The sequence below is a fragment of the Pectobacterium aquaticum genome (assembly GCF_003382565.3).
GTDB classification, from domain to species: domain Bacteria; phylum Pseudomonadota; class Gammaproteobacteria; order Enterobacterales; family Enterobacteriaceae; genus Pectobacterium; species Pectobacterium aquaticum.
This window is the reverse complement of record NZ_CP086253.1, coordinates 2278415-2301950: the sequence shown is the minus strand read 5'-3', so window position 1 is coordinate 2301950 and position 23536 is coordinate 2278415. Positions and strand designations below refer to the sequence as shown.

The following is a 23536-nucleotide window of genomic DNA, read 5'->3' as shown; positions in this document are numbered from 1 at the left end:
TTTTTATCTTTTTTACTCTGACGTCTCTCTGGATGCCTTACTGGCGTGAATGAGGTCTTTCGCCGCATCTTTGGCATAGTTATCAATCAGATGATTCACTATATCCGTCCAGGTGATCGCACGGCCAGCAGTATGGCTAGCATCTATTGCCATTCTTTCTAATCTTAGCTTGCGCTCTGCCACGATGGCCATCGTTGTTCGTTTGGGTGTGGTCATAGATACCTCATCTTTTGTCTCTGAGCATTATAGTTAAACAGTTATGCTCTCGTAAGGTTACGCTTGCATACATGCATGACAAGTGATACATTTTTTTCATGGCATAACTGTATGCATGCATATTAAGAGGCGCGGATGTTCTTCGACTGGCTGACTATCGAACAGGATTTTGGGTATCAACTACCCATTCTGAGCGATGTCGCTTATCTACGAATCCACGTTGATAGTGGGGAGGCCAGCGATCTGTGCCAACCGGTGTTCCAACATAAAGGATCGTTCTGCGATCAGGTGTCTATCTCTGTGAGAGGCTCTGTGCTGAAAATGTCAGGCAATCCTTCACGTTGGAATCGCTTAGAAAATCTCTTTGGTATTCATACTATTGATGCCTGCGTACAGGTTTATAACACGATCCTTTCTGAATTGGGGCTGCCTGCATTCACCAAATGCACCAAAATTTGGCCCCGTCAGGCAAAAGAAAATGAACGAGCAGGACTGGTAACTGACGGCGCTTGCATCAGGGAAATTCATTTAACATCAAATCGTGGGGTAGGGAAGGCGAATGAAGATGACTATATTTCTGGGTTATCGACATTACCTTATCGAAATAGTATGCCCAGATTACATAGCAACGGTAAATCTGTTGACTGGTTATCAAAAAAGGGCAACGCCACATTAATTTACCCCACGGTGTATAACAAAGCTCATGAATTGAAATTGCATGCTTTATGTAAGATTGAAAACAGATTTGGTAAAAATTCTGATGAAGTGCGTTATTTACAGCGCGTTATTGAGTTTTGTGAAGAAAACGGCGTTGTTCGCTTTGAACAAAAACTGAAATCGCGTTTTTTGCAAAAACATGGCTTGTTGTTCTGGGGATTGACTGACTATTCAATTTTAACCACGCTACATGATGCGTTTATATCTCTTGATAAATCATTAATGGTGACGTCTATGGACTTTGATACTATTAGCGAACATTTAATCCGTCAGGGCGTCGTTGATAACACCCGTTCAGCCAATACCACCGCTATGTATGCTATCCAATGGATGCACGGTCATAGTTTTAATTTTGACAAAAAACAGGTTCAAACGCATCGAGCCAGATTACGCAAGATAGGTATTGATATTGCCCAACGCTGTAATATTTCAAAATTTAGTCCGGTATTTGTACGTAATAAAAGAGAGGTCGTTGTATCCGATTGTCCAATTCCTGAATGGTATCGAAAATCTAATTTTTTACGTGTTGCTTAAATTATATATATAATGGAGAATGATAAATGATCAGAGTTGAAATAAAACCGTCTCAGGTAACATTTGATTCCCGTTCTGGGGTATCAGCAAAAACCGGGAAAGAATATAAAATGTTTGAGCAATTGGGGTATGCTTGGTTAGGCGGGGATTATCCCGAACTAATTAAAATAAACCTTGAAGAGGGACAGCCAGCTTATCAGGCAGGTTTCTATACGTTACATTCGTCATCGTTTCGGGTTGGCTCTTATAATCAACTTCAAATAGGGCGTATCGTATTGATCCCCGAAGAGAAGAAATGACTGACATTCAAGGCTCCATTTGTGACCCCTCAGCAGTATGTAGCAAAATAACATTAACAATTTCAGAAAATATCGCCCAACTGGATTATGTCTATTTAGCTCAAGTCTGGGGTGTCGGATTTTCCTCAATTCTGAGTTTATGGTTAGTCTCTTATACACTCGGAATTATTGTTCGTGCTGTTAAAAACACATAGGTGAATTATGAAAATGAAACGTATTGCTGTTAATACATTGGTTATTCCGGCAATGGTTGCAGTGCAATCTGTCAGTGCCGCCGAAACAACCTCCGGTTCTATTGATTTTGCTCCCTTGGTGGCAAATATTGATTTCTCCAGCGTGATTGCTGTTTTAATGTCGATAGCTGCCGGAGCTATCGGTATTGCGTTAGCTGTCGCAGGTATCCGACATATTCGCTCAATGGTGCGCGGTGCGTAAGTTTGTGCATGCACAAAAGTGGGGGGAGTCATATCCCCCTTTGTGCATGGCTGAGGTGCTATATGGCTGATAATATTCTTATCATTGTCTTTGCTTGGGGGCTGCTATCTGCTTGGGCTGTTATTGTTGGATTTAAAGGTTAACGACTAATTATCTCATCTTTTTATAATGCTATTTAATTACATCTGATATTCTTTCAAATGGTGAATGATATGAAGATCCCGTTGTTAATTGCCTCATTGTTATTATCGCCATCCGTATTCGCTTATTCAGCCAGTCATGTCACCACGGCTATTAATGATACCGTTAAAAGTAAACTCATTTCACGCGGCTTTTCCGTCAATGATCCACGTTATTACAGTACGCTAACGGATATCAGTAAATCATCTGCTTCCATAGCACAATCATCATCCGTGTTACGATTGGGGACGGTTACGGGTCGTTCGTGGATGAGTACGATGCTGAGTGGCGCTTTGGTTGGCCGCGGCAAACTGATTATCTTAGCGGCTTCAGGGGCATTAGCATGGTTCTTTATGGATGAATCGACCGTACAAGTGAAGGTCTACGATCCGTCGAAAGAAGTGGGGGTCAAAGGCGTTTATTGGAAATATCGTGCTAATGATGGATCCACTCTGGCTGAAGTACTAGCCAATATATGTTCTCTTAATAGCGATTACTGTAAAGCATATGAAATTCGTTCCTATGAACGTGACAGCACACGTGAGGATTTAAGAACCGTAGTGATTTATAGAGACGCTGATAAAAAAGATGTGTGGCAAACAGGTAGCGCTAATCTTGTTAATTGTAGTAACTCATCCAAAGCGATTGCCTCCTGTCAGGAAAACTATTCACCATCAACAGACCAATACACAGTGACATCATTGCCTATACAGCAAGCGATTGATGGTATTTCCCAAGCTGAACTCGATACGCAATTATCCCCAGAAGTGACGGCTGAAATAGCGAATAAGATTTGGCAATCTGCCTCACCGCAAACGTATCCAGCCAGTGATCCGATTACCGCCGCAGATGTATCCGCAGCATCATCGAGTAAACCAACCGTGGGGGATTTTATTCAACCTGATGCCACTTTTACGGGTGAACTACCTGCTGAATCAGTTCCTTCATCCGGTAATAATACCGTGATAGGAACAGACCCTAAAATATCACCACCGGAGTTATCAAATATACCCACCGGACGGGATATATTGAGCCCCATTTTTTCCTTAATGCCTTTTCTGCAAAATTACGATATTCCTGTCAGAACCGCACAATGTCCAACGTATTCCTTTGAATGGAATAACCGAACTTTCACAGTAGATGCGCATTGTACTTTACTTGAGAAATTCCGAACATTAATACAACTGTTTGCTTCTATTCTCTGGTCACTTGCAGCTTTACGAATCATACTCAGTGCATAGGTGAGATTATGTTTGGTATTCTTATTTCCGCATTAAACTCTATTCTTGTCTGGTTATTTAAAAGTATCGTCATTAAATTCGTATTTTTCACTGCAATTTACCTTTTCGTTTCTGAGGCTATTCCCTTGCTTCAGGAACGATTACCCGTCGATATAAATATTCGGGAAGTCTTTGCACAATTTCCTGATTCGGTCTGGTATTTCGCCAATCTGATGATGTTGCCATATGGGATTAAAATTGTACTTTCAGCTTGGTTGACTCGATTCATTATTCGACGCATTCCGCTGATAGGGTAAATTATGTCGATTACCGCGTATATTGGCATTAATGGGTCAGGCAAAACATACGAAGTGGTTCGTTCGGTTATGCTGCCTGCTTTTCTAAATGGTCGTCGTATTGTGACGAACATTGAAGGAGTAACCCATGATAACTTTATGAAGTTCATTCTTAATGATGAAAAACTAAAAGATATTACACCCGGCATTGTTATTCCGGTTTCTGATGATGATGTCAATAAGGAAGACTTTCTGCCTTATAAAGGGGCAGGTGATACGTTTTGCAAACCCGGTGATTTAATCTGTATTGACGAAGCATGGCGTTTCTGGGAAACAGATAAAATGTTGCTGAAGGGGCATCGTTCTTTTTTTGCTGAACATCGCCATTTCTCAGATAAGGATAGCGGATTTACCTGTGATATCGTCGTTATCTCTCAGGATTTGGGGACGCTCTGCCGTTTTATTAAATCACGTATTGAAACCACATACCGCATGCAAAAACATCTGGCGTTAGGATTGGCTAAACGGTATCGCGTCGATGTTTATATGGGGGCAAAACCTTTTACAAAATATCTGACGTCCAGCTATCAGGAAAAATATAACCCACAGTATTTTTCTTTGTACCGTTCTCATGATGAGAAGAATGCCAAAGAGGCGCGTGTTGATAAAAGGCAGAACATTTTTCGTCAGACCAAACTCTGGGTTGTGCTTTTTTTCTCCATCATGTCGATCTCCGTCGCTATTTTCTTTGTTTATTCCTTCCTTAACCGAGGGCAGGAAAATAATCAAAAAATTGTGCATGCACAAAAAACAGAACCAGCAGCGCCTTTATCTTCTGTGGCGGCACCTTCACCACCAGTTGCGACACTACCGCTGTCCAGAACGTGGAAAATTTCTGGCACATTAAAAGCTCATGGGGCCGATTTCGTCATTATTTCTGACAGCAATGGAGTTTTCCGGTTGATTGGCAAAGAGGTTTTTATAGGGCAGGGGATGATGATGTATGCGCTGATAGATAACGAACGAGTAACCTATTTTAGCGGGAGTATGAAATGAATAAATCATTGTTCTTCATGCTTTTTATGGCGCCAGCGGTATTGGCGAAAGGTGTTGATTTTCAACTGGATGGTGTATCGCTGCCCAAATCCGTCACCTTCATTTATTCTCAGGTATTTAAGCGGCCGTTTATGCTTGCCCCAGAAGTCATTACTGATAACCGCTTGGTATCGTTTCATATCACGGAAGATCAGGATGCACGGGACTTTTTCACGCGTTATCTCCAGAATATGAACATCGGTGTATCCTCAAAAAATGGTGTCGATTACATCTATAATTTGCCTGTGATTGAGAAGAAAACGCCAAAAAATCCCTATGTTTATCAACCAAAATACCGCAGTGTTGCTTATCTGGCATCGGTGCTGGCCAGCATTGTTCCAGAGGGTAAATTTGGCGTGTCAGATAATCGTTCTGGCACCATTAACAACTCGCTGACAGTGCAAAATGGCTTTAATGTGTCTGCGCCGGGTGATGTATTGGTTTTTTATGGCACATCAGAAGATATTCAACGGTTACAACAGGTTATTCCTTCCGTTGATACCCCCAGTGATGAAATCTATGTCGGCGGTTATGTCTATGAAGTCCAGACCACAGAACGTAACGGCTCCGGTTTGGCGATCGCGGCTAAACTGTTAAATCAACGTTTTTCGATCCAGATAGGATCATCTGGCAGCAACGCCAGCATGGATAACTTTGTGAAATTTTCTTCGGGCAATCTCAATGCGTTATATGAGTTATTCAACACTGATAGTCGATTTCGGGTTGTCAGTTCGCCATCTCTCCGGGCACGTTCTGGCAGCACGGCCAGTTTCTCAGTCGGCTCTGATGTGCCGGTGATCAGCAATGTGACGTTTCAGGGACAAAATGCGGTACAGTCCGTCGAATACCGTTCCAGTGGTGTCATTTTTAACGTTTTCCCTGAGGTTCGCGCTCAGATCATCGACCTGACGATTAGCCAGGAACTGTCCAGTTTCGCCAAAACCGATACTGGCGTGAATAACTCGCCAACACTGATGAAGCGCAATATTCAAACATCGGTCTCAGTTAACGATGGCGATATCATTTTGATTGGCGGTTTGGCTGATAATAAATCGACTGACCAGAATACGGGCTTGTCATTTTTACCTTCCGTATTCAGCACCAAAGGATCGGAGCAGAGCAAGACAGATATTGTGGTTGTTCTGCAAGCCAAGAAGGTGAAGCGTTAGCGTGCTTACCCCCGCAGCTTGCGAGGAGGTAAGTACACTAACCGGAACCTTCTATTTCTTGCGCATGCGCAAGATTTATATTGCTCGCAAAATTAAAAAACATTATTAATCAATGTGATAAAATCTGAGACTCATAATATTATGCATAATCCATCGCATCCTGCTGACGTGTTACGGGAATATCTCGGCCATCATTCTGTTGCAGAAACGGCAAAGCAGCTTAATTTGCCGCAGGACATAGTAGAAAAGCTCTTGAGCGGCGATATGAAGATCACGCCAGACATTGCTGCACAGTTAGAAATAGCTCTGCATGTCAGCGCTGAAATGTGGCTGGGGATACAATCGCAGTATGATGCATGGGGCGCGTCACAGGGTGTTTGATGCGCATCGCGCATAATCTCTTTATGATAACGACGGTCAGTAACAAAACTTGCTTTTGTTGCTGTCCGCCGTTGGCCAAGCCGCAATAGTTCCTGAGCTTATTCTGGGTAATGATTGCGGCGCGGCAGATTAGCTGCGCTGTTTTTTGTAGCACTCAGTAAAATGTTTTTTTTCGTATTCATGAATGGCTGTGCATAACGATAGAAATCGGTTTTCTTCAGCCGAACCTACAGTCATGTCGAGATCGAACAGCGGTTCAACCTCTGAGAGAGCCGCCAGATATTCCTGTTCAGTTTGTAGAATTGCCATCGCCATGATTTAAACTCGTCGCTTAGTTCAGTGCATTATAGGCAAAAAAGAGTTTTGTGGATGCGGGGATTTACTCAACGTAACGGCCAGTTTCCGCGAATGCTTCTTTTGGTTCGCATAATGTACGACACGTTATGTTGAAAAGGCCGCTGCGAAAATCGAATCCCGCAGCGGCCTCTTTAGCATAACGTCATTATGCGAACCATTAACTATCTGCCCATTTTTCATGGATCTTTATAATATTTCGATGCTTAGATGATTGCTGAAAATATGTCGGATTCTCTTTTACTGCGTCATTTAGTACATGTCTGTATTCAATTTTCATATCATCATTATCAAAATAACCTTTAATAATGCAAAAACATAACCTATCCAATGAATTTAAATAATTCTCGATGCATTCATTGAGATATAAAGATGCAGAGTCCAATTCATCCTGTTTTCCCTTGTCTTTTAAATCCAAAGCGTGAATGCTTGCCTTTGATAATTCCAGCCTATTTGTTTTTATCTGACTCTCCATTTCAAGGAATGCACCTAACTCATTGATTCTATTTGATTTTATTGCTTCTTCATTAGATTTTACAGCCTCTTTAACTTGATAAGTTAATTTATCTAATTGAGCAATTGCAACTTTTAGCATGCCTAAAGCAATTACCGCCGAAATTATATAAACAATCAGGGATATAACATTGTAATTTTCAGTTGTCATGTTCAGTTACCTTGCTGTGTTTTTTGCACGACAATCGATTTGGCTTTTGCTATTAATTCATGTAATTTTGCTGAATCTTGACTGGCTGTCGATATGTTTTTATTACCGCCAAGGTAATGATACAGCTCTACCCAAAATCGTTGTTTGGCTTCCTTGGTAAGGAAGGCATTATTGATAACACGTTCAGCATTTATTAATATTTCTTTATAGTTATGTGGTGCATCCCATAACTGGGTTGCTATTTTTTGAGCATATTCTTTTGAGGTCAATTTCATACTCCTTGAGTTAAATACCACTTTTATTTAAAAACATAAGTTCTTATCATTGTGTTTTTCGACAAGATTCATTCGTCAATAACTTCACCGCGAAGCGGTTCGGGGTTCAGTGACACCCGAACTTTACCGTGGTTTCCCACGGTTTTTATCTTTTTTACTCTGACGTCTCTCTGGATGCCTTACTGGCGTGAATGAGGTCTTTCGCCGCATCTTTGGCATAGTTATCAATCAGATGATTCACTATATCCGTCCAGGTGATCGCACGGCCAGCAGTATGGCTAGCATCTATTGCCATTCTTTCTAATCTTAGCTTGCGCTCTGCCACGATGGCCATCGTTGTTCGTTTGGGTGTGGTCATAGATACCTCATCTTTTGTCTCTGAGCATTATAGTTAAACAGTTATGCTCTCGTAAGGTTACGCTTGCATACATGCATGACAAGTGATACATTTTTTTCATGGCATAACTGTATGCATGCATATTAAGAGGCGCGGATGTTCTTCGACTGGCTGACTATCGAACAGGATTTTGGGTATCAACTACCCATTCTGAGCGATGTCGCTTATCTACGAATCCACGTTGATAGTGGGGAGGCCAGCGATCTGTGCCAACCGGTGTTCCAACATAAAGGATCGTTCTGCGATCAGGTGTCTATCTCTGTGAGAGGCTCTGTGCTGAAAATGTCAGGCAATCCTTCACGTTGGAATCGCTTAGAAAATCTCTTTGGTATTCATACTATTGATGCCTGCGTACAGGTTTATAACACGATCCTTTCTGAATTGGGGCTGCCTGCATTCACCAAATGCACCAAAATTTGGCCCCGTCAGGCAAAAGAAAATGAACGAGCAGGACTGGTAACTGACGGCGCTTGCATCAGGGAAATTCATTTAACATCAAATCGTGGGGTAGGGAAGGCGAATGAAGATGACTATATTTCTGGGTTATCGACATTACCTTATCGAAATAGTATGCCCAGATTACATAGCAACGGTAAATCTGTTGACTGGTTATCAAAAAAGGGCAACGCCACATTAATTTACCCCACGGTGTATAACAAAGCTCATGAATTGAAATTGCATGCTTTATGTAAGATTGAAAACAGATTTGGTAAAAATTCTGATGAAGTGCGTTATTTACAGCGCGTTATTGAGTTTTGTGAAGAAAACGGCGTTGTTCGCTTTGAACAAAAACTGAAATCGCGTTTTTTGCAAAAACATGGCTTGTTGTTCTGGGGATTGACTGACTATTCAATTTTAACCACGCTACATGATGCGTTTATATCTCTTGATAAATCATTAATGGTGACGTCTATGGACTTTGATACTATTAGCGAACATTTAATCCGTCAGGGCGTCGTTGATAACACCCGTTCAGCCAATACCACCGCTATGTATGCTATCCAATGGATGCACGGTCATAGTTTTAATTTTGACAAAAAACAGGTTCAAACGCATCGAGCCAGATTACGCAAGATAGGTATTGATATTGCCCAACGCTGTAATATTTCAAAATTTAGTCCGGTATTTGTACGTAATAAAAGAGAGGTCGTTGTATCCGATTGTCCAATTCCTGAATGGTATCGAAAATCTAATTTTTTACGTGTTGCTTAAATTATATATATAATGGAGAATGATAAATGATCAGAGTTGAAATAAAACCGTCTCAGGTAACATTTGATTCCCGTTCTGGGGTATCAGCAAAAACCGGGAAAGAATATAAAATGTTTGAGCAATTGGGGTATGCTTGGTTAGGCGGGGATTATCCCGAACTAATTAAAATAAACCTTGAAGAGGGACAGCCAGCTTATCAGGCAGGTTTCTATACGTTACATTCGTCATCGTTTCGGGTTGGCTCTTATAATCAACTTCAAATAGGGCGTATCGTATTGATCCCCGAAGAGAAGAAATGACTGACATTCAAGGCTCCATTTGTGACCCCTCAGCAGTATGTAGCAAAATAACATTAACAATTTCAGAAAATATCGCCCAACTGGATTATGTCTATTTAGCTCAAGTCTGGGGTGTCGGATTTTCCTCAATTCTGAGTTTATGGTTAGTCTCTTATACACTCGGAATTATTGTTCGTGCTGTTAAAAACACATAGGTGAATTATGAAAATGAAACGTATTGCTGTTAATACATTGGTTATTCCGGCAATGGTTGCAGTGCAATCTGTCAGTGCCGCCGAAACAACCTCCGGTTCTATTGATTTTGCTCCCTTGGTGGCAAATATTGATTTCTCCAGCGTGATTGCTGTTTTAATGTCGATAGCTGCCGGAGCTATCGGTATTGCGTTAGCTGTCGCAGGTATCCGACATATTCGCTCAATGGTGCGCGGTGCGTAAGTTTGTGCATGCACAAAAGTGGGGGGAGTCATATCCCCCTTTGTGCATGGCTGAGGTGCTATATGGCTGATAATATTCTTATCATTGTCTTTGCTTGGGGGCTGCTATCTGCTTGGGCTGTTATTGTTGGATTTAAAGGTTAACGACTAATTATCTCATCTTTTTATAATGCTATTTAATTACATCTGATATTCTTTCAAATGGTGAATGATATGAAGATCCCGTTGTTAATTGCCTCATTGTTATTATCGCCATCCGTATTCGCTTATTCAGCCAGTCATGTCACCACGGCTATTAATGATACCGTTAAAAGTAAACTCATTTCACGCGGCTTTTCCGTCAATGATCCACGTTATTACAGTACGCTAACGGATATCAGTAAATCATCTGCTTCCATAGCACAATCATCATCCGTGTTACGATTGGGGACGGTTACGGGTCGTTCGTGGATGAGTACGATGCTGAGTGGCGCTTTGGTTGGCCGCGGCAAACTGATTATCTTAGCGGCTTCAGGGGCATTAGCATGGTTCTTTATGGATGAATCGACCGTACAAGTGAAGGTCTACGATCCGTCGAAAGAAGTGGGGGTCAAAGGCGTTTATTGGAAATATCGTGCTAATGATGGATCCACTCTGGCTGAAGTACTAGCCAATATATGTTCTCTTAATAGCGATTACTGTAAAGCATATGAAATTCGTTCCTATGAACGTGACAGCACACGTGAGGATTTAAGAACCGTAGTGATTTATAGAGACGCTGATAAAAAAGATGTGTGGCAAACAGGTAGCGCTAATCTTGTTAATTGTAGTAACTCATCCAAAGCGATTGCCTCCTGTCAGGAAAACTATTCACCATCAACAGACCAATACACAGTGACATCATTGCCTATACAGCAAGCGATTGATGGTATTTCCCAAGCTGAACTCGATACGCAATTATCCCCAGAAGTGACGGCTGAAATAGCGAATAAGATTTGGCAATCTGCCTCACCGCAAACGTATCCAGCCAGTGATCCGATTACCGCCGCAGATGTATCCGCAGCATCATCGAGTAAACCAACCGTGGGGGATTTTATTCAACCTGATGCCACTTTTACGGGTGAACTACCTGCTGAATCAGTTCCTTCATCCGGTAATAATACCGTGATAGGAACAGACCCTAAAATATCACCACCGGAGTTATCAAATATACCCACCGGACGGGATATATTGAGCCCCATTTTTTCCTTAATGCCTTTTCTGCAAAATTACGATATTCCTGTCAGAACCGCACAATGTCCAACGTATTCCTTTGAATGGAATAACCGAACTTTCACAGTAGATGCGCATTGTACTTTACTTGAGAAATTCCGAACATTAATACAACTGTTTGCTTCTATTCTCTGGTCACTTGCAGCTTTACGAATCATACTCAGTGCATAGGTGAGATTATGTTTGGTATTCTTATTTCCGCATTAAACTCTATTCTTGTCTGGTTATTTAAAAGTATCGTCATTAAATTCGTATTTTTCACTGCAATTTACCTTTTCGTTTCTGAGGCTATTCCCTTGCTTCAGGAACGATTACCCGTCGATATAAATATTCGGGAAGTCTTTGCACAATTTCCTGATTCGGTCTGGTATTTCGCCAATCTGATGATGTTGCCATATGGGATTAAAATTGTACTTTCAGCTTGGTTGACTCGATTCATTATTCGACGCATTCCGCTGATAGGGTAAATTATGTCGATTACCGCGTATATTGGCATTAATGGGTCAGGCAAAACATACGAAGTGGTTCGTTCGGTTATGCTGCCTGCTTTTCTAAATGGTCGTCGTATTGTGACGAACATTGAAGGAGTAACCCATGATAACTTTATGAAGTTCATTCTTAATGATGAAAAACTAAAAGATATTACACCCGGCATTGTTATTCCGGTTTCTGATGATGATGTCAATAAGGAAGACTTTCTGCCTTATAAAGGGGCAGGTGATACGTTTTGCAAACCCGGTGATTTAATCTGTATTGACGAAGCATGGCGTTTCTGGGAAACAGATAAAATGTTGCTGAAGGGGCATCGTTCTTTTTTTGCTGAACATCGCCATTTCTCAGATAAGGATAGCGGATTTACCTGTGATATCGTCGTTATCTCTCAGGATTTGGGGACGCTCTGCCGTTTTATTAAATCACGTATTGAAACCACATACCGCATGCAAAAACATCTGGCGTTAGGATTGGCTAAACGGTATCGCGTCGATGTTTATATGGGGGCAAAACCTTTTACAAAATATCTGACGTCCAGCTATCAGGAAAAATATAACCCACAGTATTTTTCTTTGTACCGTTCTCATGATGAGAAGAATGCCAAAGAGGCGCGTGTTGATAAAAGGCAGAACATTTTTCGTCAGACCAAACTCTGGGTTGTGCTTTTTTTCTCCATCATGTCGATCTCCGTCGCTATTTTCTTTGTTTATTCCTTCCTTAACCGAGGGCAGGAAAATAATCAAAAAATTGTGCATGCACAAAAAACAGAACCAGCAGCGCCTTTATCTTCTGTGGCGGCACCTTCACCACCAGTTGCGACACTACCGCTGTCCAGAACGTGGAAAATTTCTGGCACATTAAAAGCTCATGGGGCCGATTTCGTCATTATTTCTGACAGCAATGGAGTTTTCCGGTTGATTGGCAAAGAGGTTTTTATAGGGCAGGGGATGATGATGTATGCGCTGATAGATAACGAACGAGTAACCTATTTTAGCGGGAGTATGAAATGAATAAATCATTGTTCTTCATGCTTTTTATGGCGCCAGCGGTATTGGCGAAAGGTGTTGATTTTCAACTGGATGGTGTATCGCTGCCCAAATCCGTCACCTTCATTTATTCTCAGGTATTTAAGCGGCCGTTTATGCTTGCCCCAGAAGTCATTACTGATAACCGCTTGGTATCGTTTCATATCACGGAAGATCAGGATGCACGGGACTTTTTCACGCGTTATCTCCAGAATATGAACATCGGTGTATCCTCAAAAAATGGTGTCGATTACATCTATAATTTGCCTGTGATTGAGAAGAAAACGCCAAAAAATCCCTATGTTTATCAACCAAAATACCGCAGTGTTGCTTATCTGGCATCGGTGCTGGCCAGCATTGTTCCAGAGGGTAAATTTGGCGTGTCAGATAATCGTTCTGGCACCATTAACAACTCGCTGACAGTGCAAAATGGCTTTAATGTGTCTGCGCCGGGTGATGTATTGGTTTTTTATGGCACATCAGAAGATATTCAACGGTTACAACAGGTTATTCCTTCCGTTGATACCCCCAGTGATGAAATCTATGTCGGCGGTTATGTCTATGAAGTCCAGACCACAGAACGTAACGGCTCCGGTTTGGCGATCGCGGCTAAACTGTTAAATCAACGTTTTTCGATCCAGATAGGATCATCTGGCAGCAACGCCAGCATGGATAACTTTGTGAAATTTTCTTCGGGCAATCTCAATGCGTTATATGAGTTATTCAACACTGATAGTCGATTTCGGGTTGTCAGTTCGCCATCTCTCCGGGCACGTTCTGGCAGCACGGCCAGTTTCTCAGTCGGCTCTGATGTGCCGGTGATCAGCAATGTGACGTTTCAGGGACAAAATGCGGTACAGTCCGTCGAATACCGTTCCAGTGGTGTCATTTTTAACGTTTTCCCTGAGGTTCGCGCTCAGATCATCGACCTGACGATTAGCCAGGAACTGTCCAGTTTCGCCAAAACCGATACTGGCGTGAATAACTCGCCAACACTGATGAAGCGCAATATTCAAACATCGGTCTCAGTTAACGATGGCGATATCATTTTGATTGGCGGTTTGGCTGATAATAAATCGACTGACCAGAATACGGGCTTGTCATTTTTACCTTCCGTATTCAGCACCAAAGGATCGGAGCAGAGCAAGACAGATATTGTGGTTGTTCTGCAAGCCAAGAAGGTGAAGCGTTAGCGTGCTTACCCCCGCAGCTTGCGAGGAGGTAAGTACACTAACCGGAACCTTCTATTTCTTGCGCATGCGCAAGATTTATATTGCTCGCAAAATTAAAAAACATTATTAATCAATGTGATAAAATCTGAGACTCATAATATTATGCATAATCCATCGCATCCTGCTGACGTGTTACGGGAATATCTCGGCCATCATTCTGTTGCAGAAACGGCAAAGCAGCTTAATTTGCCGCAGGACATAGTAGAAAAGCTCTTGAGCGGCGATATGAAGATCACGCCAGACATTGCTGCACAGTTAGAAATAGCTCTGCATGTCAGCGCTGAAATGTGGCTGGGGATACAATCGCAGTATGATGCATGGGGCGCGTCACAGGGTGTTTGATGCGCATCGCGCATAATCTCTTTATGATAACGACGGTCAGTAACAAAACTTGCTTTTGTTGCTGTCCGCCGTTGGCCAAGCCGCAATAGTTCCTGAGCTTATTCTGGGTAATGATTGCGGCGCGGCAGATTAGCTGCGCTGTTTTTTGTAGCACTCAGTAAAATGTTTTTTTTCGTATTCATGAATGGCTGTGCATAACGATAGAAATCGGTTTTCTTCAGCCGAACCTACAGTCATGTCGAGATCGAACAGCGGTTCAACCTCTGAGAGAGCCGCCAGATATTCCTGTTCAGTTTGTAGAATTGCCATCGCCATGATTTAAACTCGTCGCTTAGTTCAGTGCATTATAGGCAAAAAAGAGTTTTGTGGATGCGGGGATTTACTCAACGTAACGGCCAGTTTCCGCGAATGCTTCTTTTGGTTCGCATAATGTATATTATGTTAAATATTGTTTAATGCACAATTACTTCACGAATCAATCCTTTCCACTGGAAATCATGTAGTTAAAACGTCGCTCACCTTTTCATTGCAGCAGTTATGTCTAGAGCTACTTCCTTCATATCCATGTGTTTTTTTGAGGGCTTTATTCAGGTCGGACGCTAGTAAGCATTTTTATCAACATCAGTTTTATCGGTAAAGCATGGAACAGCCTTCGTTCAGCGACTTGTCCTTAATTCAACTGATACTCCTGCGTAATCTCGGCTTTGAGCACTTTTGACACCGGGCAGCCCGCCTTCGCTTTTTGGATGATGCTATCTAAATCCAAATCGATTATTCACATATATAATTGTTTCACTCTATAGAAATAAACCTAGTGATATATTCACTGCTTTACTTTTTTAAGATAAAGCCTATTTGCCTATTTATACAAAACCCCATATTATCAATATGCCAAAAAATGGATTCCCGTTTTGGTTTTTTATTTTACCACTCACCTATGTTATTAATCTTGAATCATATTGGATGTGAAACATGAATAAAATAACCTCATTAGCCTTGTCTGCATTATGCGTTATTCCCCTGATTAATACCGCCCACGCCCAGTGGGAACTGGACGACATCTGTTACGGCTACGCCACTGCGACGGGCTCTGGCTATCAGGGCGGTGCCCTTTTGCTGGATCCGATCCCGCAGAACATGGAGATCACGGCATTAAATCGGAACCAGTTGGATTATCGCGGCGTGAAGGCGTCGCTGGCTGGCGCTTACCTGAAAGTGAATGGACCAAAAGGCAGTACAGTGGTTTATGTCACGGACCTCTATCCTGAAGGTGGTGATTGTGCGCTGGATTTATCGTTTAACGCGTTTGAGAAAATAGGCGATCTACGAGAGGGGAAAATTAATATCGACTGGACGCTGATCGAAGCGCCGGTAAAGGGCAACGTTATTTATCGAATAAAGGAAGGTTCAAACCCTTATTGGGCTGCGGTGCAATTCAGGAACGTGAAATATCCTGTTATTGAGATGAAATATATGCGCAATAACCAATGGATTGCTGCGCAGAAAACCGATTATAACCACTTTATTGTTGAGCACGTTGGAATGAACGATATTCCCATTGAATTTACCGACGTAAAAGGCAATGTCCTCAGTGATACGCTGCCGCCGATGTCACAAAGCACCTCATCCGCTTACCTGATCACGGGTAACGTCCAGCTTTAATTTTCACTGCCTTGAGGGAGGCTGACGTCGCTCAGCATCCCTCGTTTCTGTAAATCACGCCTGAAAGAGAAGGCATCGTTTTTATCAACGTTTTCATCATATTATCTGGACGTCATCTGCTGCACGTGCGTAAACTTCCTGTTTCCCACTTTTTCTATTACTCAAATATTTGTTAGTTTTATCACTTCTTTAAGCGTTTGATTCGCCATCATTCGCACTACAGTATACCCTGTCGCAGATTACACTCTATTTTCTGCTTTAGGCATCATTACAAAAGGTCTCTTTTGCGTGGCAAAATTATTTTTACGTAGTGGAAGTTTGGATGATTTTCTGGCGCTGGGTGAGAACGGGCAGCCAGTTTATGCATCAGCACTTCAATTGCGGGAAACGTTACGTCTCAGAAAACAACAGCAGATTGCCGACTGTCTGGCGATTCCCCAACCCAACGAGCATGGCGACCGCATTGACTGGTATTCGCCGGTTGACGGAAAAGTCACCTCCTGGATTGCCGCGAGCGAAGAAGAACGAGAAAAGGCGCTGGCGTTACTGGAAACTTATCAAGCTGCTGTTGCTGACATCAGCCAACGTGCGCAAAATGCGGAAAAAGCCGGGCAGAAACTTTTCGGTGTCCTGCTGGCAAAAGCGATACAGTTCCCTGGAGCAAACCACGTTTATTTGGTTGATGGTAAACCGGTCTTAACGTTCTGGGGCTTTGTCAATCTCGATAAAAAATCCCGACTTGATGCATTAGACTGCCTGCGACCGCTCATCAAGGAAGCGGAACCGCTTTTTGTTGCACCCGCCCCCGCAGCAAGCGCCCCAACATTACCGCTGGTTGAACCCGTTCCCGAGCCAGAACAACATCTTACCAGCCCACCGGAACCCATCGTGCCAACGCCTGCGCCTGTCGCCGCTGCGGCAGTGACTGCTCGTGCGCCGTTCTTCCGACTGTGGTGGCTGTTGCCTGCCGCTGCGCTATTAGCGATGTTGTCACTGCAAATACGGGGCTGCATGTCAGGACAAAACGACAAGCCAACATCCGATTTAGCTGCGACGGTCAAGCCAGAAAAACGTGCCCTGCCTTCTTCTACTCCGGCTGAATCTGCGCCACAGCAAGAAAGCACACCTGTTCCCCCTGCTGCAGAAAAAGAGGTCGTGAAAGCCGCTGAGCTATCAATCGCTACGGCACCTGTAGCATATGCGGCCAAACCGGAAGCGCCTGCGGTCACGGAACCGCAAGAGCCTGCTGCTGCACCAATTGAGCCCGTTGTCGAGCAAGTGCCAGCGATTCCTGCAGGCAAAGATGATCTGGTCATGCCAGCCGACGCGGTGAAAATTGGCTCCATCAAGTTCCTGAACGGCAACTGGCGCGTCATTGTTGATAGCAAAGCCCCGATTACGGGCAGGCCGCCTAGCCTGCGTTACCAGATTCAAAATGGAAAAGGTACTGCGCGTATCACTCACGGTGACGGCGTCACGTGTCACGCCAATGTTGAAGCAGGATTAATGAGCTCTGGCAATCTGATCATCAACAGTCGCTCCGGTGCCCGCTGTTCCGATAATTCTCGTTTCCAAATGCCAGAACTGGTCTGTAAACAAGGCGCTTCCGGCACCGCGGCGGAGTGTATCGGTCGTTACGACACAGATACCGTTTTCCCGATGACGATAAAGCGCGAGAGTAAATAATCATGCTGGCGACGATTACCGATTATAAACAACGCATTACGTTGATTCAGGACAGTGGAATTCAGTTTTTGGATTTTGCTTTAAAGCCGCGATTTTCGGCTGAACAACCTAACCGCTATGTACGTAAAAGTGCTAACGGCCCCCTGCTGCACCTACTGTACGATGAACAGTCGGACAAATTCCTGCTGCCTTCTGCCTCTGGGATGCCGCCGGAAGTCGTGAAGCCTGAACTGAGTATTTCGCTTGAGCAATCGCTGAAGCTGCTAGAGAACATTTGGCTGCCGCTGCCCTTCTTCCGCTTTAACCCGCCGCGCACTTTCATGGGCGGGCCGGATAACTGGGCGCGAATGCAGATTCTTGCGTTGGATAAGCCTGATCAGGACGGCAACACGCACCGCATTTGTCTGGCATTCGATACCAAAACCTATCCAGAAGGCCACGAGTTCGAGTCGCTGGCACCTAATGCCAATGACATCAAAACTGGCGGGAGTTTCGCGCTGGCCTATCACAGCGATGAGCTGGGTGAATTTCTTGATGAAACCTGGGTAGACGGTTGGCTGCGCGAAGTCTTTACTCAGCGGGTTAAAGCGCTGGAAAACCGTGACAGCCACGATATAAAAGTGGCACTCAGAGGGTTTGAATATCAGGCACATTACCTGAATGTGTTGGATATGCTGGGCAACCAGCTCGAAATACCAGAAATTCGCATCAATACCAGCACGCTGCAGGAACCGGCGGTCAACGTTGACCTGATTTTAGACGTCGGTAACTCGCACACCTGTGGCATTTTGGTTGAGGACCATGCGGACGAAAGCAACGGCCTGAAACAGACCTATGAACTGCAGTTGCGCGATCTGAGTGAGCCACATTATCTGTACAACGAACTGTTTGAGAGCCGCGTTGAGTTCTCGCAGGCGAAGTTCGGTAAAGACAACTTCTCCGTGGAAAGCGGTCGTGATGACGCGTTCATCTGGCCGTCAATCACTCGCGTCGGACGCGAAGCCAGCCACATGGCGCTGCTGCGTCAGGGAACGGAAGGATCGAGTGGTATTTCCAGCCCGCGCCGCTATCTGTGGGACGAAGAAAGCTATGCACCAGGCTGGCGTTTTAGCCAGACGGATGCCCATTCGCAGACTGAACCGTTAGCGACAGCCATGCCGTTGACCATCATGCTGAATGATGAAGGCCAGCCGCTCTACAACCAGCCGTTGGAAGAGCGCCTACCGGTGTTTTCACCGCACTACAGCCGCAGTTCGATCATGACATTCATGCTCTCCGAACTGCTGGCCCAAGCGCTGATGCAGATGAACAGCGCCGCTCAGCGGTTGAAGATGATCCACAGCAGCGCACCGCGCCAGTTGCGAAATATCATTCTGACGTTGCCTTCCGCGATGCCGAAACCCGAACGTGAAATTTTCCGCCGCCGCATGCATGAAGCGATCGCGCTGGTCTGGAAAGCGATGGATTGGCACCCGATGGATGAGGATTTCACCACGCCAGCCGACAAGCAGCAGAGCCGAGTTCCGGTGCCTGACGTGCAAATCGAATGGGATGAAGCCACATGCGGACAGATGGTTTACCTGTATAACGAAGCGCAGGTGAACTTTGGCGGCCGTGCGGAAGATTTCTTCGCCAGCATGGCGCGCCCCGATAAAGAGCTCGATGAGGGCGAACCTGCGGGCAAAACGCTGCGCATTGCCTCAATCGACATCGGTGGCGGCACCACTGACCTCGCCATTACGCAATATCTGCTCGATGACGGTGTCGGCAACAACGTTAAAATTATTCCGCGCCTGCTGTTCCGTGAAGGCTTTAAGGTCGCGGGCGACGATATTTTATTGGATGTGATTCAGCTTTATATCCTCCCCGCGCTACAGGCCGCGCTGAAAACCGCCGGAATGGCCAGCCCAGATGCACTGATGGCGAAGCTGTTTGGCAATGAAGGCCGTATGGACGCACAGCTCACGCTGCGTCAGCAGGTAACATTGCAGGTATTCATCCCGATCGGCCGTACGATTCTTGAAACCTATGAGCGCTTTGATCCACTAGACACCAGCGCCGAGATCGAATCGACCTTCGGCGAATTGCTGGAACAGGTACCAACGGAAAAAGTACTGGAATACATCAATACGGAAGTGCAGCGCGAACTGCCAGTCAGCGACAAAGTCTTCGATATTTTGCAGGTGCCGCTGATTCTTAAACTAAACAAGCTGCACGGCGAATTCCTGTCTAACAAAATGAACATCACGCAGAATCTGCGCCTAATGTCTGAAGTGGTATCGCTGTATTCGTGCGATGTACTGCTGCTGACCGGTCGCCCTTCGCGCTTCCCAGGAATTCAGGCGCTGTTCCGCCACCTGCAACCGCTGCCGATTAACCGGATGCTGTCGCTCGATGGTTATCACACCAATGACTGGTATCCGTTTAACAAACGCGGGCGCATCGATAACCCAAAATCCACTGCCGCCGTCGGCGCGATGCTGTGCCTGCTGGCGCTCGATCTGCGCCTGCCGGGCTTTTACTTTAAGGTTGGTGATTTCCAACCTTATTCTACGGTGCGCTACCTCGGCATGATGGACAGCAGCAACGCGCTGACGCTGGATAACGTTTACTACAGCGATATCGATCTGGATGCGCCGGATTTCGAGCTTGACCCGAAACTCAGTTTCCAGGTGCGTGGTTCACTCTGCCTAGGCTTCCGCCAGTTGGACAACGAACGCTGGCCTGCATCTTCGCTCTATATGCTCTCAATCGTCGATCAGGATTTAGCGCGCAAGGTCGTCGGCGACAGTAAGCTGCGCGTCCGGTTGGCCGTGACGAAAAGCGACGATCAAGACAGCCCCGAGCGCTTTGAGATTGCCGATGCGGTGCTGGAAGACGGCACGCGCGTTCCACCACATCATTTACGACTAAAATTGAACACATTATCCGCTAACGGCTCAGGTGCGACCCATTATTGGATCGATAGTGGGAGTGTATTTAAAAAATGAAACGATTAACGCCCAAACAGCTCTCTACCCGACTTCACGGCCAGCTACAGGCCGTCGTGCAAGGTGTTGAACAGGCTATCGACTGGGTTGACCGCACACGCCAGAATGCCCCGCGTCTGGATATCGAAGCTGACCGTCTGATCGTCAAACTGCGCCGCAATCACAATAAAGCACAGCATCTGTCCGACGTGGCGCAGAAAGACATTGCCATCGGCTTTTTTGGCCTGTCTCAGGCGGGAAAGTCCTACCTGATCACATCGCTGGCCGGGGGCGAAAACGGCAAGCTGGAAACCTCGTTTGAGGGGCAATCGCTGGATTTTATCGATCATATTAATCCGTCCGACCGAGCAACCGCGCTCGTCACGCGCTTTAGCAGACAGTCGGGCGTGAAGAACAAATCGTTCCCCGTTCAGTTGCAACTGCTCAGCGAGTTGGATATCGGCAAGATCATGGCCAACGCGTTTTTAAACGATCTCAATCAAGAGACCACGTTTGAAGAGCTGGACGAGCGCCATATTGCCGAACACATTAAAACCCTGTTGATGCACCGTCAGCCAGAATCCGTTGAGGGGATGAGCCGCGATGAAGTCGTCGAACTCTGGGACTATCTCGCGCGTCACGATGTTAAACGGCAAAAACAGCTGGAAGCCCACTTCTGGCCGGTTGCGATTGAATTAGCGCCTTACCTCACCGTTGACGATCGCGCCCAACTCTTCTCCGTACTGTGGGGCGAGCTGAATTCGCTGACCACCGCCTATCGTCATTTCAGCCACACGCTGCAACATCTGGCCAGTACGCGCAAGCTGTTAGCACCGCTGCGGATACTGGTGGATGATGAGTTAAATCCGGCAGACGGTCTAATCGACGGTTCGGCGCTGGAACGCTTGCACAGCGCCGACGATCCCGGCGTGCTGGTGCGGCCGGTTCAGAATGGCCGTGCGGGGAAAACGACGGAGCTTTCGCTGGCTGAGTTAACGATGCTGACGGCGGAGTTGCTTATCCCACTGCATTTGCCGCCTAAAGAAGCGCTGTTCGAGCAGGTTGATGTACTGGATTTCCCCGGCTTTGGTGAGATCCGCGAGACGCGGAACGCGCCACCAGCAACACAGCAAAGCACACAACATCCACTGGCGCACACGCTATTGCGTGCGAAACGCGCCTATCTGCTGGAGCGCTATACCGATAATCAGGAAATGAACGTACTGATGGTATGCAGCGCCGCAGGCAACCGATCCGACGTTAAAGTGGTCGGCAAGGCGCTGGATCACTGGGTTAAACAGACGCAAGGCGAAAACGCACAGGTGCGTAGTCACCGTAAACCGGGGCTGATTTGGGCGGTCACCCGTCACGATCGCCGTATTACGCACGGGCAAAACTATGATGCCGCGGTACAGCGCTATGTGGGTAATCCGGGCGACGCCTGGGGAACGATGCTGGCAATGGATAAACGCGGCGTAGCGCGGATGGCAACGTGGCTGGGCGCGGAAGTCCACCGAGATGTAAAACTGGGGCGCATCAGCGAACAGCTTAGCGAGCTTCAACGTGAACTCAGCGATAACCTGCTGGGTAACTGGTATCTGCCCGTTGATGTTGACGATCCGGCGGAAAAACAGCGCATCGCAGAAACCTTGCTCAAATCGCTCCAGACTCGCACCGGCGTACACGGTGAACTGCTGGAACGGCTGCTGCCTTCGCGTGATGAACTGCGTCGTCTGTATCTGCAACAAAAAGGGGCAAGCTATGGCGGTTTCAACGCCGATGTCGAAGACCTTTCTGCCCCGTCGGCCAATAGCGATCCGTTTGGTGTCGGGATCGAAATCGATCTGTTTGCCGATGAACCGATCGCGATCGATCAGCCTGCACCACCAATTTTGACCATCGATCACGGCTATGAGGCGGATTATGCGCATGCCGTTTATCGTTACTGGATTAACTATCTACGCGGCCTGCCGGAAAATGCCCCGTTTCTCGATCTGCTGAACGTGCCGAAAGCGACGATCGAAATGCTGGTCGAAGAATTGATTACCGGCAGCATCCGCTTACGGATCGAAGAGGCGCTGGTCGATATGCTGGTCGACGGCGAGCAGTTGGGCATCAACCGCGAGAATAAAGCCGATCGTCAGGTTTCACGCGTGCTGACTATTCTTGGTGACTTCGTTGCCTGGCTAGGCTTCCAGCAGCTTGATGAATCCCTGCGCCCTGCCAGCCGCATCAATCGCGGTCATAAGATTTTCGCCAAACCCGAAAAACAGGCGGTCAGCTTCGGTGCTTCTCAGCGCTTAACCAAACTGTCGCTGACGCCCACCAATAATACGGCGTTTTATATCTATGACTGGCTGGTTGGCCTGAATGAGATGATTATTCAGAATGCGGGCTATTCCGCTGCGCGCGAAGTCAGCGCGGAACAGCGTGAGCAGTTGGGCACGATTCTGACGTTGATTAAACCCGCTGAGAAATAACATTCAGTCTACCGCTGTCGACCCAGGAAACATGGCGTGACGTTGTCACTACATTTTGCGCCATGTTTTCTTTTTTTCTGCAATACCATCCCTCCGTATGTACTTCTCACCCTTAGCCATTCCTCAAAATCTTATTTGACGAACGGTGGATTCAATCTATACCTAAGTTGATATCTTTCAATTAATAAGCGTTGACGTTCCTCTATCTGTTAGCCATTTC

General features: G+C 45.6%; 28 protein-coding genes and 1 pseudogene. 22 read left to right on the top strand and 7 right to left on the bottom strand.

Annotated features, from left to right (window positions below):
* Window positions 1-12: 12 nt before the first annotated feature.
* Window positions 13-216 carry a hypothetical protein gene (locus DMB82_RS10640; protein ID WP_116163001.1) on the bottom strand — a complete coding sequence of 68 codons (204 nt, stop codon included), beginning with the start codon at window positions 214-216 and terminating at the stop codon, window positions 13-15.
* 135 nt (window positions 217-351) lie between these two features.
* Between DMB82_RS10640 and DMB82_RS10635 the strand changes: the two genes are divergently transcribed.
* The 9 genes from DMB82_RS10635 (at window position 352) to DMB82_RS10595 (ending at window position 6542) form a co-directional block, all read left to right on the top strand.
* Window positions 352-1467 (top strand): phage/plasmid replication domain-containing protein, encoded by a 1116-nt coding sequence (locus DMB82_RS10635; RefSeq protein ID WP_116162999.1) that lies wholly within the window; start codon window positions 352-354, stop codon window positions 1465-1467.
* Window positions 1468-1493: 26 nt separating this feature from the next.
* The gene (locus tag DMB82_RS10630; protein ID WP_116162998.1) at window positions 1494-1766 is read left to right on the top strand and encodes a single-stranded DNA-binding protein; all 273 of its coding nucleotides are present in this window, start codon (window positions 1494-1496) and stop codon (window positions 1764-1766) included.
* Complete coding sequence (locus DMB82_RS10625; RefSeq protein WP_125176106.1) at window positions 1763-1960, top strand: hypothetical protein; 198 nt, start codon at window positions 1763-1765, stop codon at window positions 1958-1960. The genes DMB82_RS10630 and DMB82_RS10625 overlap by 4 nt, the downstream gene beginning before the upstream one ends.
* A gap of 7 nt (window positions 1961-1967) precedes the next feature.
* Complete coding sequence (locus DMB82_RS10620; protein ID WP_116162996.1) at window positions 1968-2201, top strand: hypothetical protein; 234 nt, start codon at window positions 1968-1970, stop codon at window positions 2199-2201.
* A gap of 212 nt (window positions 2202-2413) precedes the next feature.
* Window positions 2414-3622, top strand: coding sequence for a hypothetical protein (locus DMB82_RS10615; RefSeq protein WP_125176103.1), 1209 nt, complete (start codon window positions 2414-2416; stop codon window positions 3620-3622).
* A gap of 8 nt (window positions 3623-3630) precedes the next feature.
* Complete coding sequence (locus DMB82_RS10610; RefSeq protein ID WP_116162993.1) at window positions 3631-3918, top strand: DUF2523 family protein; 288 nt, start codon at window positions 3631-3633, stop codon at window positions 3916-3918.
* A 3-nt stretch (window positions 3919-3921) separates the two neighbouring features.
* Window positions 3922-4953 carry a zonular occludens toxin family protein gene (locus tag DMB82_RS10605; RefSeq protein WP_116162991.1) on the top strand — a complete coding sequence of 344 codons (1032 nt, stop codon included), beginning with the start codon at window positions 3922-3924 and terminating at the stop codon, window positions 4951-4953.
* Window positions 4950-6161: a type II secretion system protein GspD gene (locus tag DMB82_RS10600; protein WP_116162990.1), complete on the top strand. Its 1212-nt coding sequence runs from the start codon at window positions 4950-4952 to the stop codon at window positions 6159-6161. The genes DMB82_RS10605 and DMB82_RS10600 overlap by 4 nt, the downstream gene beginning before the upstream one ends.
* A gap of 141 nt (window positions 6162-6302) precedes the next feature.
* The gene (locus tag DMB82_RS10595; RefSeq protein ID WP_116162988.1) at window positions 6303-6542 is read left to right on the top strand and encodes a HigA family addiction module antitoxin; all 240 of its coding nucleotides are present in this window, start codon (window positions 6303-6305) and stop codon (window positions 6540-6542) included.
* 129 nt (window positions 6543-6671) lie between these two features.
* On the opposite strand, the gene DMB82_RS10590 is transcribed toward DMB82_RS10595, so the two are convergent.
* The 4 genes from DMB82_RS10590 to DMB82_RS10575 all read right to left on the bottom strand — a co-directional run bounded on the left by DMB82_RS10590 (window position 6672) and on the right by DMB82_RS10575 (window position 8193).
* Entirely contained in the window at window positions 6672-6857 is a 186-nt protein-coding gene (locus DMB82_RS10590; protein ID WP_116162987.1) for a hypothetical protein, read from the bottom strand.
* Window positions 6858-7056: 199 nt separating this feature from the next.
* Window positions 7057-7560: a hypothetical protein gene (locus DMB82_RS10585; protein ID WP_116163004.1), complete on the bottom strand. Its 504-nt coding sequence runs from the start codon at window positions 7558-7560 to the stop codon at window positions 7057-7059.
* 2 nt (window positions 7561-7562) lie between these two features.
* Entirely contained in the window at window positions 7563-7829 is a 267-nt protein-coding gene (locus tag DMB82_RS10580) for a hypothetical protein (protein ID WP_125176108.1), read from the bottom strand.
* A 160-nt stretch (window positions 7830-7989) separates the two neighbouring features.
* A complete protein-coding gene (locus DMB82_RS10575; RefSeq protein WP_116163001.1) occupies window positions 7990-8193 on the bottom strand; it encodes a hypothetical protein in 204 nt (67 codons plus the stop codon).
* A gap of 135 nt (window positions 8194-8328) precedes the next feature.
* On the opposite strand from DMB82_RS10575, the gene DMB82_RS10570 reads away from it, so the two are divergent.
* From DMB82_RS10570 to DMB82_RS10530, 9 genes are all read left to right on the top strand, one after another.
* Complete coding sequence (locus DMB82_RS10570; RefSeq protein ID WP_116162999.1) at window positions 8329-9444, top strand: phage/plasmid replication domain-containing protein; 1116 nt, start codon at window positions 8329-8331, stop codon at window positions 9442-9444.
* A 26-nt stretch (window positions 9445-9470) separates the two neighbouring features.
* Complete coding sequence (locus DMB82_RS10565; RefSeq protein ID WP_116162998.1) at window positions 9471-9743, top strand: single-stranded DNA-binding protein; 273 nt, start codon at window positions 9471-9473, stop codon at window positions 9741-9743.
* Window positions 9740-9937, top strand: coding sequence for a hypothetical protein (locus tag DMB82_RS10560; RefSeq protein ID WP_125176106.1), 198 nt, complete (start codon window positions 9740-9742; stop codon window positions 9935-9937). Before DMB82_RS10565 ends, DMB82_RS10560 begins: the two co-directional genes overlap by 4 nt.
* A 7-nt stretch (window positions 9938-9944) precedes the next feature.
* Window positions 9945-10178: a hypothetical protein gene (locus DMB82_RS10555; RefSeq protein WP_116162996.1), complete on the top strand. Its 234-nt coding sequence runs from the start codon at window positions 9945-9947 to the stop codon at window positions 10176-10178.
* A 212-nt stretch (window positions 10179-10390) separates the two neighbouring features.
* Entirely contained in the window at window positions 10391-11599 is a 1209-nt protein-coding gene (locus tag DMB82_RS10550; protein ID WP_125176103.1) for a hypothetical protein, read from the top strand.
* 8 nt (window positions 11600-11607) lie between these two features.
* Window positions 11608-11895: a DUF2523 family protein gene (locus DMB82_RS10545; protein ID WP_116162993.1), complete on the top strand. Its 288-nt coding sequence runs from the start codon at window positions 11608-11610 to the stop codon at window positions 11893-11895.
* Between the two features lie 3 nt (window positions 11896-11898).
* The gene (locus tag DMB82_RS10540) at window positions 11899-12930 is read left to right on the top strand and encodes a zonular occludens toxin family protein (RefSeq protein ID WP_116162991.1); all 1032 of its coding nucleotides are present in this window, start codon (window positions 11899-11901) and stop codon (window positions 12928-12930) included.
* Window positions 12927-14138 (top strand): type II secretion system protein GspD, encoded by a 1212-nt coding sequence (locus tag DMB82_RS10535; RefSeq protein ID WP_116162990.1) that lies wholly within the window; start codon window positions 12927-12929, stop codon window positions 14136-14138. The genes DMB82_RS10540 and DMB82_RS10535 overlap by 4 nt, the downstream gene beginning before the upstream one ends.
* A 141-nt stretch (window positions 14139-14279) precedes the next feature.
* A complete protein-coding gene (locus tag DMB82_RS10530) occupies window positions 14280-14519 on the top strand; it encodes a HigA family addiction module antitoxin (protein WP_116162988.1) in 240 nt (79 codons plus the stop codon).
* Between the two features lie 129 nt (window positions 14520-14648).
* On the opposite strand, the gene DMB82_RS10525 is transcribed toward DMB82_RS10530, so the two are convergent.
* Both DMB82_RS10525 and DMB82_RS10520 read right to left on the bottom strand, forming a co-directional pair.
* The gene (locus DMB82_RS10525) at window positions 14649-14834 is read right to left on the bottom strand and encodes a hypothetical protein (protein ID WP_116162987.1); all 186 of its coding nucleotides are present in this window, start codon (window positions 14832-14834) and stop codon (window positions 14649-14651) included.
* A 355-nt stretch (window positions 14835-15189) separates the two neighbouring features.
* Window positions 15190-15276 (bottom strand): annotated as a pseudogene (locus DMB82_RS10520) (OsmC family peroxiredoxin); the annotation flags it as partial.
* A 215-nt stretch (window positions 15277-15491) separates the two neighbouring features.
* Here DMB82_RS10520 and DMB82_RS10515 point away from each other — a divergent pair.
* The 4 genes from DMB82_RS10515 (at window position 15492) to DMB82_RS10500 (ending at window position 23316) form a co-directional block, all read left to right on the top strand.
* Window positions 15492-16181 (top strand): expansin EXLX1 family cellulose-binding protein, encoded by a 690-nt coding sequence (locus DMB82_RS10515; protein WP_102116525.1) that lies wholly within the window; start codon window positions 15492-15494, stop codon window positions 16179-16181.
* A 288-nt stretch (window positions 16182-16469) separates the two neighbouring features.
* Window positions 16470-17867, top strand: a complete 1398-nt coding sequence (locus tag DMB82_RS10510) for an SrfA family protein (protein WP_116155253.1) — start codon at window positions 16470-16472, stop codon at window positions 17865-17867.
* A gap of 2 nt (window positions 17868-17869) precedes the next feature.
* Entirely contained in the window at window positions 17870-20857 is a 2988-nt protein-coding gene (locus tag DMB82_RS10505; protein WP_116162985.1) for a virulence factor SrfB, read from the top strand.
* On the top strand, window positions 20854-23316 hold the full coding sequence (locus DMB82_RS10500; protein WP_116162983.1) for a putative virulence factor: 2463 nt from the start codon (window positions 20854-20856) through the stop codon (window positions 23314-23316). Before DMB82_RS10505 ends, DMB82_RS10500 begins: the two co-directional genes overlap by 4 nt.
* The last annotated feature ends 220 nt before the right edge of the window (window positions 23317-23536 follow it).